At 40.4% G+C, this 12,230-nt stretch carries 16 protein-coding genes and 1 riboswitch; of the genes, 6 read left to right on the forward strand and 10 right to left on the reverse strand.

Annotated elements, in window-relative coordinates:
• Nucleotides 1–15 precede the first annotated feature (15 nt).
• Together G7058_RS05115 and G7058_RS05120 are read right to left on the reverse strand one after the other, a co-directional pair.
• Entirely contained in the window at nucleotides 16–789 is a 774-nt protein-coding gene (locus G7058_RS05115; RefSeq protein WP_227004503.1) for a helix-turn-helix domain-containing protein, read from the reverse strand.
• A 71-nt stretch (nucleotides 790–860) separates the two neighbouring features.
• Nucleotides 861–2,213, reverse strand: coding sequence for an MATE family efflux transporter (locus tag G7058_RS05120; RefSeq protein ID WP_166062549.1), 1,353 nt, complete (start codon nucleotides 2,211–2,213; stop codon nucleotides 861–863).
• A gap of 134 nt (nucleotides 2,214–2,347) precedes the next feature.
• On the opposite strand from G7058_RS05120, the gene G7058_RS05125 reads away from it, so the two are divergent.
• Nucleotides 2,348–2,977 (forward strand): YczE/YyaS/YitT family protein, encoded by a 630-nt coding sequence (locus tag G7058_RS05125; RefSeq protein ID WP_166062550.1) that lies wholly within the window; start codon nucleotides 2,348–2,350, stop codon nucleotides 2,975–2,977.
• 421 nt (nucleotides 2,978–3,398) lie between these two features.
• On the forward strand, nucleotides 3,399–4,589 hold the full coding sequence (locus tag G7058_RS05130; protein ID WP_166062551.1) for a coenzyme F420-0:L-glutamate ligase: 1,191 nt from the start codon (nucleotides 3,399–3,401) through the stop codon (nucleotides 4,587–4,589).
• 27 nt (nucleotides 4,590–4,616) lie between these two features.
• On the opposite strand, the gene G7058_RS05135 is transcribed toward G7058_RS05130, so the two are convergent.
• The 4 genes from G7058_RS05135 to G7058_RS05150 all read right to left on the reverse strand — a co-directional run bounded on the left by G7058_RS05135 (nucleotide 4,617) and on the right by G7058_RS05150 (nucleotide 6,408).
• Nucleotides 4,617–5,162: an ECF transporter S component gene (locus G7058_RS05135; protein ID WP_166062552.1), complete on the reverse strand. Its 546-nt coding sequence runs from the start codon at nucleotides 5,160–5,162 to the stop codon at nucleotides 4,617–4,619.
• Between the two features lie 2 nt (nucleotides 5,163–5,164).
• The gene (locus G7058_RS05140) at nucleotides 5,165–5,542 is read right to left on the reverse strand and encodes a DUF4430 domain-containing protein (RefSeq protein WP_166062553.1); all 378 of its coding nucleotides are present in this window, start codon (nucleotides 5,540–5,542) and stop codon (nucleotides 5,165–5,167) included.
• A gap of 67 nt (nucleotides 5,543–5,609) precedes the next feature.
• Nucleotides 5,610–5,760: riboswitch (adenosylcobalamin (AdoCbl) riboswitch) on the reverse strand.
• Between the two features lie 50 nt (nucleotides 5,761–5,810).
• Nucleotides 5,811–6,065, reverse strand: a complete 255-nt coding sequence (locus tag G7058_RS05145; RefSeq protein ID WP_166062554.1) for a DUF6718 family protein — start codon at nucleotides 6,063–6,065, stop codon at nucleotides 5,811–5,813.
• 13 nt (nucleotides 6,066–6,078) lie between these two features.
• Entirely contained in the window at nucleotides 6,079–6,408 is a 330-nt protein-coding gene (locus tag G7058_RS05150) for a thioredoxin family protein (protein ID WP_166062555.1), read from the reverse strand.
• 64 nt (nucleotides 6,409–6,472) lie between these two features.
• Between G7058_RS05150 and G7058_RS05155 the strand changes: the two genes are divergently transcribed.
• Nucleotides 6,473–6,913 (forward strand): VanZ family protein, encoded by a 441-nt coding sequence (locus tag G7058_RS05155; RefSeq protein WP_166062556.1) that lies wholly within the window; start codon nucleotides 6,473–6,475, stop codon nucleotides 6,911–6,913.
• Between the two features lie 51 nt (nucleotides 6,914–6,964).
• Here G7058_RS05155 and G7058_RS05160 read toward each other — a convergent pair whose 3' ends face one another.
• The gene (locus tag G7058_RS05160) at nucleotides 6,965–7,432 is read right to left on the reverse strand and encodes an S-ribosylhomocysteine lyase (RefSeq protein ID WP_166062557.1); all 468 of its coding nucleotides are present in this window, start codon (nucleotides 7,430–7,432) and stop codon (nucleotides 6,965–6,967) included.
• A 125-nt stretch (nucleotides 7,433–7,557) separates the two neighbouring features.
• Between G7058_RS05160 and G7058_RS05165 the strand changes: the two genes are divergently transcribed.
• Both G7058_RS05165 and G7058_RS05170 read left to right on the forward strand, forming a co-directional pair.
• Nucleotides 7,558–8,250 carry a YjjG family noncanonical pyrimidine nucleotidase gene (locus G7058_RS05165; protein WP_166062558.1) on the forward strand — a complete coding sequence of 231 codons (693 nt, stop codon included), beginning with the start codon at nucleotides 7,558–7,560 and terminating at the stop codon, nucleotides 8,248–8,250.
• A gap of 6 nt (nucleotides 8,251–8,256) precedes the next feature.
• Nucleotides 8,257–8,742, forward strand: coding sequence for an LURP-one-related/scramblase family protein (locus tag G7058_RS05170; protein WP_166062559.1), 486 nt, complete (start codon nucleotides 8,257–8,259; stop codon nucleotides 8,740–8,742).
• Nucleotides 8,743–8,851: 109 nt separating this feature from the next.
• Here G7058_RS05170 and G7058_RS05175 read toward each other — a convergent pair whose 3' ends face one another.
• The 3 genes from G7058_RS05175 to G7058_RS05185 form a co-directional block, all read right to left on the reverse strand.
• Nucleotides 8,852–9,793: an IS3 family transposase gene (locus G7058_RS05175; protein WP_227004395.1), complete on the reverse strand. Its 942-nt coding sequence runs from the start codon at nucleotides 9,791–9,793 to the stop codon at nucleotides 8,852–8,854.
• Nucleotides 9,700–10,410, reverse strand: coding sequence for a helix-turn-helix domain-containing protein (locus tag G7058_RS05180; RefSeq protein WP_166062311.1), 711 nt, complete (start codon nucleotides 10,408–10,410; stop codon nucleotides 9,700–9,702). Before G7058_RS05180 ends, G7058_RS05175 begins: the two co-directional genes overlap by 94 nt.
• A gap of 85 nt (nucleotides 10,411–10,495) precedes the next feature.
• Nucleotides 10,496–11,119, reverse strand: coding sequence for a flavin reductase family protein (locus G7058_RS05185; RefSeq protein WP_166062560.1), 624 nt, complete (start codon nucleotides 11,117–11,119; stop codon nucleotides 10,496–10,498).
• 148 nt (nucleotides 11,120–11,267) lie between these two features.
• Here G7058_RS05185 and G7058_RS05190 point away from each other — a divergent pair, with 148 nt between their 5' ends.
• A complete protein-coding gene (locus tag G7058_RS05190) occupies nucleotides 11,268–12,173 on the forward strand; it encodes an exonuclease domain-containing protein (protein WP_166062561.1) in 906 nt (301 codons plus the stop codon).
• The last annotated feature ends 57 nt before the right edge of the window (nucleotides 12,174–12,230 follow it).

Consider the following 12,230-nt stretch of genomic DNA (forward strand, 5'->3'; position numbering starts at 1 on the left):
GTTGCGGCTCTTTTTTTAATTGTGCAAGGATTTTAGATAAACAACCGGAGACTTTCCAGTTATTTTTTTGAATATTTTACTGAAATAAGAATTGCTATTATAGCCCAATTTCTCTGAAACTTCTCCAACCGTAACCTCTCCACCTTGAAACAGCAGCTTTGCCGCTTCAATCTTTTGATGGTTTACATACTCACTGATTGTATACCCTGTTTCTTTTTTGAACTTCCGCGCCAAATGCGAACTGTTGACATGGAATGTCGCAGCCAAATTGGAAACATTTAGTTCTTCACGTAAATGATTCCCGATAAAAATAACAATTTCTTTTATTAAAGGCGAGTACTTCAGTGTTGAGTAGTTTGCTACTAAATCACAATACTCAGCGAACATATTCGGTGTAACCACGTGCTCCAAATAATCCGTTGTCGTCGCCTGTTCAATTTGAATCGCGTACTTTTCAAATACTAAATGCAAATAAATGGCGGCTACCCCACCCAGTTCACCTGCTACCCGACATAACGTATTTCGGATAATCATACCGTTCTTACGTGTTCGCAACGGTTCGCCTTTTAAGATAGGATTTCCGTAATAATAGCCTTTATTCTGCTCGAGTCCGGCTATTTTTGTAACGTCCTCCAACATATCCCGGTTCCCGCTTTGAATAGCTTGTATAAGTAATTTATCGCGCTCCATAGATTTTTCGATAAAGTTGATGGAATTCCCTTGGTTATCAATACCATCCTCTGAAAGTAAATCATAAAGGTTCGTGGAACTTTTAAAGTTTTCGGCCACCCATTTCACCCCAAACATTTTTCTCTTATTATACTCGAAATAAGCCAGAACTACAAAATTCCGTTTACATTTCATCCAGTCATGAAGCGTTTAATTCGCGTACTCACATCGTTATTCTTCACAAGGAACAGCGCATACACTAAAATGACGGTCGAGCCAATCCAGGCAAGCGGATGGCTCATAACGATACCCGAGAAGCCCCAAATACCCGTGAAAGTAATGGGAATAATGACGCGCATAGTCATTTCCATGAGCCCTGCCAAGGTTGGCGCAACTGCTTTACCCAGTCCATGCAACGTGTAACGAATAACAAACAGAATAGAAAGCACCATATAAAAAGGCGTGGTAAAGCGTAAATAACGTTCAATAAAAAGCAGTGTCTCTGGATTTTCAGCTCCGAACAATATCCGAGACAATGTTGTGCCATAAAAAAATAACAACACACCAATAAGCAAGCTATAGCTTAACGAAATCGCCAAACTGCCTCGGATACCTTTCCACACGCGTTCCATGAGTCCTGCTCCTGCGTTTTGTGCAGTAAAAGTAGCCATTGCAACACCAAAAGAGATGAGTGGCATAACTATCATGGCTTCAATTCTTTGACCGATCGCATGTGCTTCGACGGGCGAAGATCCCAATGTATTCACCTTTAACTGCAAGATAATAGACCCCAACGTTATAATGGCAGACTGTACACCAATCGGAAGGCTCAGCTTCGTATGCAAGTTAATTTCTCTGAATTCAAACAATAGATCTTCTTTTTTAATTCGGAAGTAACTAATTTTGCGTGATAAATAAAAATAACAAATGATACCTACCAATGCTTGCGATAAAGCCATTGCCAATGCAACCCCCGCCACACCCAAAGGTATCAAAATAACAAAAAGAACATCGAAAAGAATATTGAGTACTTGTGAAAGAATCATGTAGTACAAAAGTTGGCGTGTACTTCCTAATGAACGTAACGAGTTAATCATGACGTGAAAAACCATCATTCCTGCTAAACCAATGATTGAAAAAATAAAATATGTTTTGCTCTCCGGATATAACGCCACCGGTATTTGCATCATTCCTAATAAATAATCGGAAAATAAAAGCCCTAAAATGCTAATCAATAAAATGAAAAATAAAGAAAGATAAAGACTTGCGATGAAGCTACTACGAATCCGCGACGCATCCTTCGTACCGAGTCGCTGGGCCAAAACCAAAGAAAGCCCGGATGCGATACCTTGAAGAAAGCCTTGTAAGAAGAATGTTAAGCTCGCGACGGCACCAATCGCACCTAACGAACTCAACCCTAATGCCCTTCCTACAATGATGGTGTCGATTAAACTATACAGCTGCTGAAATAAATTCCCTATAATTAAAGGGATAGTGAACTTTACGAGGAGCGTCAGTGGCTTTCCTACGGTCATGTCTGTCATTTATCATTCTCCAAGCTGGATTTATTTTATTTTTAGTCTGCGGATTCATTTTACTACAATTTTCAGATAATTAAAGATGGTTATTTCCGAACATTTTATATATAATATTAGCTGAATTGAAATAGGAGGAAATCATGAATAAAAACTTAACAATTCGACTGATTTATACCGTATTAGGAATTATTTTAATTGGATTTGCAGTAGGCTTTGTACGCATTGCCGCATTGGGAACCGATCCCTTCACTACTATCAATCTAGGGTTTACCGCTGCTACAGGCTATCGCTATGGTCTGACAAGTATGTTTACGAATATAGTTGCCACTATCTTCATTTTATTCGTCGACAGACGTCTCATTGGTTTAGGTTCTCTCTTAAACCTTCTGTTTGTAGGAAATATCTCTGACATTTTTGTAAATATTTTTACCGATACTTTCGGCTCGGCTGAATCGCTTTGGCTAAAAACTACGTTTGCTGCTTTAGGAATGGTTATTTTGGCAATTGGTGCCGCGATGAATATTGTTGCAAACTTGGGAGTTTCTCCCTATGATGCTTTGCCTCTCGTAGCAGAAACACTTGGAAAAGGAAAAATACGTTTCCAATATGCGCGTGTCGTACTGGATTTTACAGCAGTAGGTATTGGCTTCTTATTAGGAGCGCAAGTTGGTGTCATGACGCTTGTAACGGCCTTCTTAATGGGTCCGTTACTACAATTTTTCCGCGTCAGATTGTTTACGTTACTTCAAAATTTAGAAAGAGCAATTTAGCAAAAAGAAGAGAGTGGGAAAAAAGGCGTTTAGATCCGAATCACTGGAGCGAATAAGCACAGGATGGGTGAAGATCATCCGCGCATTATTTCAGGAGCACAGTGGGCTGAAGCCCAAGTGTATCATTTTTGTAAGCTGCTAAAGCAGCAACAACCATGACAAAGTGGCTATCGGATCTGCCTTTTTAAGCACGTTTACGCCACAATTATTCGTTAATAGTAGAGGGGCTGGGAGTTTTTTCCCAGCCCCTTCTTTATTACGCTTGAAAAGAAGTATTTACAGACTTTCAAAAAAAATATTGTAAAAATCATTCAATAAGCATATAATTGTCCAGTACTACCATTAGTTAATAATTTTCAGCTCTAAATCTAATTATTTGTAGTAGAATAAGGATTGACTGAATATTTAGGGAGAGATTTAAGTGGAGAGAGTAGTAGGAACTGTCGTTAGAGGTCTTCGTGGTCCAATTATTAATAAAGGCGATGACTTAGAACAAATCGTTGTCGACACTGTACTGAATGCAGCAAAGGTTGAAGGGTTTGAAATTAATGACCGTGATATCGTTTCTGTAACAGAATCAATCGTAGCACGCGCTCAAGGAAATTATGCATCTATCGATGACATCGCAACAGATATTGCTGCAAAATTTGGGGACGACACAATCGGCGTTATTTTCCCGATTTTAAGCCGTAACCGTTTTTCAACATGTCTACACGGTATCGCAAAAGGTGCAAAAAAAATCGTGCTGATGCTAAGCTACCCTGCTGATGAGGTTGGTAATCATTTAGTAGATTTAGAATCGCTTGATGAAAAAGGCGTGAATCCATGGACAGATACGTTGTCTGAAGCGGAATTCCGTCAACATTTCGGATATCAAAAACATACCTTTACTGGAATTGACTACATTGATTACTATAAATCAATCGTAGAAGAACATGGAATTGAATGTGAAGTTATCTTCTCAAACACTGCAAAATCTATTCTAGATTACACAAAGAGTGTTTTAAACTGTGACATCCATTCACGTTTCAGAACGAAAAAACAATTGAAAGAAAATGGCGCTGAGAAAGTATTCAGTTTGGATAACATCCTTGTTGAATCTGTCAACGGCAGTGGTTTTAACGAATCTTACGGTTTGCTAGGTGCAAACAAAGCAACCGACGACAGTGTTAAACTATTCCCACGTAACGCACAACCAATCGTTGATAATATCCAAAACCGTATCAAAGAAGCAACTGGTAAAACAGTTGAAGTCATGGTTTATGGCGATGGCGCGTTCAAAGATCCTGTTGGAAAAATTTGGGAACTGGCTGATCCAGTTGTTTCACCTGCTTATACACCAGGACTTGACGGTGTTCCAAGCGAAATCAAATTGAAATACCTGGCTGATAACAACTTTGCTGAGTTACAAGGTGAAGAATTACGCTCTGCTATTTCTGAGTTCATTAAAAACAAAGAAACAGATTTAGTTGGCGCAATGGAGTCCCAAGGTACAACACCACGTCAATTGACAGATTTAATCGGATCATTAGCTGACTTAACATCAGGTAGTGGAGATAAAGGAACACCATTTATCTATATCCAAGGTTACTTCGATAACTATACAATTTAATTACAAACAAAAAGAAGCGCGGATGTATTAAATCCCCGCTTCTTTTTTGTTTGGCGTTCTTTCTTTTAATAACTTTTCAAATAGAGGTCGTAAAATCGGCTCCAAAATGATATAAAAGCCGGCGTTCCCCAGTGCGTGAGCGAAATCAAACGGCAATCCCACTGAATAGTAGACCCAAAAATTTGTCATGCCATATGTCCGATACGAGACTAAGGAGATAACAAATCCATAGAAAAAACCGGATAATAAAGCAAATATAACAAAGATCCACTTCGTCCTTCTACTATGAATGGGACGTAAAATGAAGCCGGTGAACAAAATAATAACCGCGTAACTAAAGAGCTGCGCAAATGTCCAGGGTCCCATCCCTAAAATCATATTTGATAAAATCAAAGAGAGCGTAGCCACAATGAGGCCGTCCCACACACCCAAGTAGAGTGTCAGTATCAATAAGATAGCCGTCATTGGTTGAACATTGGGCAAAAATTGAAATACGACACGTCCGACATAATTCAAAGCAACAAGAATTGACAGCAATGCAATATGCTTGGCATCAAATCGTTTTGTGGACATAATTACTCAAGTCCTGCCAAGTTAAAGTCCACAACATCTCCATCAGACAATTTCAGTTCATGAGCTCCTACTGGCGCCATTTCACCGTTTAAATCAAATAACCAGTATTCATTGTTTGCAACATCCTGCTCATGTCCGTTAATAGATGTAATGAATTTATTCTCGTCCTCAACGTCAAATTCACGTTGCATGATTTCCAACAAGAATTCATCCGGATCTACTTCCGTTGTAATAGATCCCTCTTCAATCAGTTCGCCTTCGACTGTGACATTTAAAGTTACTTCAATCGTATCTGTACTTTCGACTGTATCCGTCTCTGTTGTCGTCCCACAAGCTGTTAGCGTCGCACCTGCAAATAACAATAAAAACCATTTTTTCATTCTTTCCACTCCTTTTTTGTTCATAGGCAAGAAAAAAAGCCTATGCGCCCTGACACATAGACCAAAAAATACAATACCATTTTACCTCGAAATAGTATGCGTGCGTATGAGCATCCAAGGATAAAGATCTGACTTGAGCATCAGAGATGCTCTTACAGTGGCGGGACCGTGTTGGAATTTCACCAACTTCCATATCCGTGGAGTCTTTGTATTTGGGTTTAATCTGTACTAATTGTATCCAAGACACACGCATTTAGCAAGTAGCGCCTTAGCGACTTGCTTTTTCTAGGGTTGTATTTTCAAATGCTTCTTTAGTTGTTTCGATTTGGACCGGGGCGTACTCCGGCCAACCTTCATCTAAAGTCAGTCCTTCTTCACAACTGATAATTAAAAATTCAGCGGAACGCTTGAATCGATCTTCCAATTGCGGAATATAACTTAAAAAATCTGACGCATATTCCAGATTAATTGCTGCACTTCCTTTTTTCTTAAATGTTTTGGCGATTAAATATTTATTTCTCATACATCCTCCTGGGTTAATAGTTCTCAACAAGTTGTGCTATTTGCTGTTCCAGTTCATTCATGACGACAAAACGCGCTTTCCGCACCATTTCCTTGCCTTCGACAAAAAGAAGTAAGGCCGGGACAGTGAAGACACTGAAAGCACCGGCAACGGCTGGAATCTTGTCGGCATCCACTTTTATTAAATGTACTTCCGGGTAGGCAGTCAGCATGTCTCTGACTTGGGGAAGAACAGCGTGACAGACGCCACAATCTTGCCGCGAAATATAAACAAATGAAAATTTATTCGCGGTGATAAAAGCCTGTATATCATTTAGCGTCGTAGCTTCTCTGTATGCAATCATTTCACTTCTCACCCTTTTCCCTTATTATAACATGATATACTTATTCTAAAAAAGGAGGGCCGATATGGCACTGAAAAACAAATGGTTTACGTGGGGAGGCGTTGTAGCTTGGATGGGATTAATTTTTTCTTTTTCAGCACAACCCGGTTCGGATTCCGGTGCTCTAAGCGGCTCGATTGTTGAATCACTTTTACAAATGTGGCATGCGCTTTTTCCTGCTGTTTCTCTAGAGGCAGATACCTTGCACTTTATTATTCGAAAAGGTGCGCACTTCACCGTCTATTTTATACTCGGACTTTTGGTTGCGCACGCGCTTTCCAAATCGCTACAAATCGATAAGAAACACGTATTAGTAACCATCGTTATTTGCTGCTTATACGCAGTCAGCGATGAACTACACCAGGCTTATGTCCCAAATCGGGGACCAAGCGCTTGGGACGTGCTCCTGGATACGACTGGGTCTGCGGTGGGGACTTTTATATATGCTTGGGTTAAAAGGAAGTAAAGTTCGCACATACACAAAGAGACTGAGAAAAAACTCAGTCTCTCTTTCATACTATTTTGCTGGTAAAACACGCTCGAATGGATCGCGGCTGATACCATTTTCTAATACTTCACGTGCGTATTCTTTTGCAGAGAACAGACTGTGGTCACGGTAGTTCCCGCACTCTTTCGCTGTTACGGCTGGAATCACTTCTGTTTCCAGAACTTTTTCCAACGTTTTTTCCAAAGCAACTGCAATTTCTTCTGCCGTTGATTCATTCCATTTGATGCAATAAAAACCTGTCCGGCATCCCATTGGTGAAATATCGATGATTCCGGGTAGATAATCACGCATATAAGTCGCTAACAAATGCTCCAGAGTATGGACCGCTCCTGTTGGGAACGTATCTTTATTAGGTTGTAAGAAGCGCAAATCAATTTTTTGGATTGTTGCCCCTTCATTTGTTTCAGTTCCGGCAATACGGACATAGGGTGCTTTTACAATTGTATGGTCTAATTCAAAACTTTCTACTTTTGCCATTGTCATTCCTCCTTTATTCTCATTTTTTATCCTACACGAAAGCGTACGAAAATGAAAGAGACGCTGGTTGACATTTCGGCATGAAAGCGTGAAAATCTTACTAACAAACATTAAAGGAGACCCTTATGCCCTATACGACACTACTATTCGATATTGACGATACGCTGCTTGATTTCAAAGCAGCTGAACATTTTGCCATCTCTACTTTAATGGCAGAACTCTCTGTTGAAGTAAGCGAGACGAACGTGCAAACCTATTCCCGGATTAATCAAGGTTACTGGGAAGAATTTGAAAAAGGACTCATCGCAAAAGATGTTCTTGTTGCCAGACGTTTTGAAACGTTCTTCGCACTTCACAATTTAACTGTTAATGGAAGCGAAATGGATGGAAAATTCCGTAATTATTTAGAACAAAGTCATCATTTCATCCCTGGTACTATCCCACTATTGGACGCACTCAAACCTATATATAGCCTATATGCAACGACAAATGGCGTTGCACGCACCCAACACCGTCGGATTAAGGATTCAGGTCTCATTCATTATTTTCAAGATATTTTTGTATCGGAGGAAACAGGGTATCAAAAACCAACGAAAGAATACTTCCATTATGTGTTTGCCCGCATTCCAAACTTCTCTCCAAAAGAAACCTTAATTATTGGTGATTCACTTACCTCTGATATTTTAGGCGGGATCAATGCTGGGATTGACACGTGCTGGTTTAACCCGAATCAATCACCAAATCCTTTTACGCATATCAAGCCGACGTACGAAATAGCGTCTTTAGCTGAATTACAAGTTCTATTAGAAAAGGAATGATAAAAAATGAAATACTACATGAAGCAAAAAGTATTTTCTTGGCGCGACAGCTTTACAATTAAAGATGAGCATGGCCAGGATGTTTATTTCGTCGAAGGAGAATTATTCTCGTGGGGAAAAAAGCTAAATATGATAGATACATCTGGGAAGCCTATCCTTTATATTAAACAAAATATTTGGAACTGGTTGCCGAACTACACGCTATATATGCACGATCAAGAAGTTGCGACTGTTAAAAAAGAACTTACTTTTTTAAAACCACGATACAGTATCCATGGTCCAAATTGGGACGTTGAAGGAAATTTCTGGGAACATGACTATCAAATTAGAGAAAATGGTTCTTTAATCGCAACGATTTCAAAAGAATGGTTTACGTGGGGCGACTCTTATGAGTTGGATATTGAAGACGATGCCCATACACTTTTAGCTTTGGGGATTATCGTAACGATTGACTGCGTCATCGCTGCCCAAGCTGCTGCAAGTTCAAGTTAATAAAAAAGAGACCTGGCTTATTATGAACTGCCCCCTGTCAAGTAGACAGGTAAAAAACAAAGTATTTTAGACCATGCATGTAAAAATGTGTGGTCTTTTTTTGTAGCGTTTATGCAATCATTTGTAGAATCTTCTCTTCCGTAGGAATCGCTAATCCCATATCCAAAGTAACGCGTTCATTGTTGAAGAACGCGATGTATGCCTTGATTTTCCGGTCTAAGTACGCTGGTCTGTCAAACGTATCCAGGTTAAACATCTCCACCTTGAGGGTACCCCAAAAGCCTTCCATAGGGCCGTTGTCAATACATTTCGAGACGCGTGACATACTATGGATTATCTGGTGATCTTTAATCATCTTGTTAAAGGCATGGGAGGTGTACTGGGAACCGCGGTCGCTATGAATCAGTGTGGTTTCAGGCTTTACATCACCCAAAATCTGCTTTAGTGTATCCAGTACTAACGGGTTGTCATTGCGGTGACTGGTTTTATAAGCCACGATTTTCTTTGACCCGAGGTCATAAATAGCGCTCAGGTAACGTTTTGTCCCATTGGTCAACCGGAATTCCGTGACATCCGTCAATAACTTTTCCATGGGTCTTTCAGCGTGGAAATCACGGTTTAAGATGTTTTCAGCCACATGTGCGGCTTTGTGTGGCACGTAGTTCCTTCTTTTGCGACGGATGACGGCTGTGATCCCCATGATTCTCATGAGGCGGTGTACACACTTATGATTCACTTTCGCTCTTCTAAAAAAGTTGAGAAAGATGGTCATTCTTCGGTAGCCGTAAATCCCACCGAATGCCTCGTGGATTCCTTTGATCGCCCGCATCAGTTTCAGGCGTTTTAATTCTGTTTCTGAGGGTTCCCGTTTTAACCACTTATAGTAGCTGGATTTGGCGATACCCAGTATGTCACAAAGATGGATAACGGGATATTTATGCTTTAATTCTTCAATAGTTAAATATTCCACTTCTTGTCTAACCCCTGTGATTTGTGATTCCCAGCGATTTTTCGGCGCTTTTTTAACGCATCGTTCTCCATTTCTAGCCATTTATTCCGGGCTTTGAGTGTCTCTACTTCTGCGTTTAAACGTTCTTCCGTTGTTTGAATTTCCGTGGGCTTCCCGCGGCCCCGGTTGTCTTCCAGACCTATCGGTCCATGCTTTTTGTATTTATTCACCCAGGAATAAATGTTACTGTAACTTACATGGTTTTTCTCCGCTGCTTCCAGATAAGTCAGGCGATTGGCTATGTAATCTTCTACGATTTTTAATTTTTCTTCATATGATTTTTTAACACCCGTCATGTTGTACACCTCAGATTTCGGAGAATATGTCTCATTCTCTTTTCCTTCAGTATATCGAATTACCCATTTGTTTACCGTTGTTTTAGATGGAATGTTATATTTAGCGGCTAAGTATGAAAAGCCGTAACCCGTCTGTAGGTATTCAGCTACAATTTTCTGCTTGAATTCTTTCGAGTAACTGCGGTAATTCTTCTGGGAGCGGATCCCTTCCATGCCATGGTCCTGGTACCGATGGACATAATTCATAAAAGTGGTATCAGATAGTTTGAGATGGTGCTGATCAACAAGCGTTCGATAAGAAACACCCCTTAGGTGTAAATCAATTAAATGTAACAGTTCTGGATCGGTATGTTTTCTAGTCATAGAAAAAAACCCCCTTCAAAGTAGTTTGTTTTTTTCAGTGTCTACTTTGAAGGGAGCTTATCATTATTTCCGGGTCTCTTTTCTATTAGTTCGGGCGGTCTTTACGATAGATTTCATCCAAAGTTGCATAGTAAGGGCCTGCCAAACGCGCTACTGGCTTCAATGCTGCTACATCAATGTACTCTTTTTCTTTATCAAAAATAGTCTCATCGAAATAGAAATCTGTTACTTCTAAGAAAAAGAAGTCGGTGACAACATCTCCGTCCGGACTTTTTACGGGATGGTAATCGTAAACTTTCACTTCCATCCGAATTTTCGCTTCTTTAATGCCGGGTGTTTTAACCGTTTTACTATCAGTCAAATGAAGACCGGCGAAAACAACTTCGCTCTCGTCAGCAGGTAATGGCGCAGATGTATCGTTCATCGCATCCACGACGTCTTCGCTAACGATATGAACAACCCCGTGCTTATATTCGAGTAAGTTGCGGGCGGAATCTTTCGGTTCTCCGTTCGCCCCTCTTAAAATGGCCATCGATAATAGTGGCACTTGATTTGAAACACCGCTTGTAAAGCTGAACGGTGCGGCGTTCACTACTTCCGTTTTTTCATCGAGAGTTGTTATCCAGCCAATTGCACGCGGGATGATGCTGCCGGATATAAATTTATACATTGTTTTTTTATCTAAGTCACCAGTTGTGTAATGGTACATGCCTTCACTCTTTTCGTCTCATTTTATTTTCAGTATAGCATATGTTTCGTTACTAATGGTTCGGGCGTGCTTACAGAAGCCCCCTTCTGGTTTATCCGATTTAAACCGGGTATAATTAGGAGACTAAAACAAGGAAGTAGGGAATTGTTTGGATTATATCGCTATTGATTTCGAAACAGCAAATAATCGTGGAGACAGTATCTGTTCAATCGGCATGAGTCGTTTTTCCAAAGGCAAAGAAGTCGATCGCTTTTACAGCTTAATCAATCCGTTACAAAGTTTCAGCGCCTCAAACATTCAGGTGCATGGAATCTATCCGGATGATGTCCACGATGCGAAACGTTTTGATGAGTTGTATCCTGAAATACGTGCCTTCGTTGGCGATGATCCCTTGGTGGCACATTTTGCCCAATTCGATATTAACTGTCTGCAAACGACAATTGAAACATACCGTTTACCCAAGATGGAGAATGCCTACTTTTGTTCGTGCGTATTAGCCAAGAAACTCCTAACTTTACGAAGTAATAGCTTGGTAAATGTACTGGACTATTATGGATTAGGAATTGAGAACCACCATAACGCTCTTGATGACGCGATAGCTTGCGGACAAATCGCCAGCAAACTATTGCGCCCGTATGATTACGAAATCGCCGGCTTTTTAGATGAACATCAGTACCAAATGGGGCAACTATTTTCGCATCGCTTTGGTCCTATGCGTAGTGCCAAAAAAGCTGCGAGCAGTAAGAAAATAGCTTTGAAGCCGGCACTTGTTGCGTTCGATCCTAACCATCCCTTCTACAAACAACACGTGTGCTTTACTGGACGTTTGTCCAAGATAAAACGACAAGAGGCAGCGCAAATGGTCGTTAATGCGGGTGGCTACTTCGATCCGAAACTGGCCTACGAAACGACTTATATTGTCGTTGCCAACCGTGAATGGGATAAAATTGGCACATCTCTAGAAAGCAGCAAAATTGAACAAGTCCGTCAACTGCAAGGTATGGGCCGTAACATTACCATCCTTTCAGAAAATGATTTCTTACGGTTGTTTTAATTTGAAAAAGTCGGAACTAGAATGACGTATTACGCGTCCTAGTTCCGACTTTTTTGA

Source organism: Jeotgalibaca porci (genome assembly GCF_011299095.1).
GTDB lineage: Bacteria > Bacillota > Bacilli > Lactobacillales > Aerococcaceae > Jeotgalibaca > Jeotgalibaca porci.

Excerpts from the sequence above, each read along its gene's own strand:
- G7058_RS05120 (WP_166062549.1), bottom strand. The coding sequence starts at position 2,213 with ATGACAGACATGACCGTAGGAAAGCCACTGACGCTCCTCGTAAAGTTC.
- G7058_RS05140 (WP_166062553.1), bottom strand. The coding sequence starts at position 5,542 with ATGAAAAAATGGTTTTTATTGTTATTTGCAGGTGCGACGCTAACAGCT.
- G7058_RS05160 (WP_166062557.1), bottom strand. The coding sequence starts at position 7,432 with ATGGCAAAAGTAGAAAGTTTTGAATTAGACCATACAATTGTAAAAGCA.
- G7058_RS05155 (WP_166062556.1), top strand. The coding sequence starts at position 6,473 with ATGGCACTGAAAAACAAATGGTTTACGTGGGGAGGCGTTGTAGCTTGG.
- G7058_RS05145 (WP_166062554.1), bottom strand. The coding sequence starts at position 6,065 with ATGAGAAATAAATATTTAATCGCCAAAACATTTAAGAAAAAAGGAAGT.
- G7058_RS05125 (WP_166062550.1), top strand. The coding sequence starts at position 2,348 with ATGAATAAAAACTTAACAATTCGACTGATTTATACCGTATTAGGAATT.
- G7058_RS05135 (WP_166062552.1), bottom strand. The coding sequence starts at position 5,162 with ATGTCCACAAAACGATTTGATGCCAAGCATATTGCATTGCTGTCAATT.
- G7058_RS05180 (WP_166062311.1), bottom strand. The coding sequence starts at position 10,410 with ATGACTAGAAAACATACCGATCCAGAACTGTTACATTTAATTGATTTA.
- G7058_RS05170 (WP_166062559.1), top strand. The coding sequence starts at position 8,257 with ATGAAATACTACATGAAGCAAAAAGTATTTTCTTGGCGCGACAGCTTT.
- G7058_RS05185 (WP_166062560.1), bottom strand. The coding sequence starts at position 11,119 with ATGTACCATTACACAACTGGTGACTTAGATAAAAAAACAATGTATAAA.
- G7058_RS05165 (WP_166062558.1), top strand. The coding sequence starts at position 7,558 with ATGCCCTATACGACACTACTATTCGATATTGACGATACGCTGCTTGAT.
- G7058_RS05150 (WP_166062555.1), bottom strand. The coding sequence starts at position 6,408 with ATGATTGCATACAGAGAAGCTACGACGCTAAATGATATACAGGCTTTT.
- G7058_RS05175 (WP_227004395.1), bottom strand. The coding sequence starts at position 9,793 with ATGGCTAGAAATGGAGAACGATGCGTTAAAAAAGCGCCGAAAAATCGC.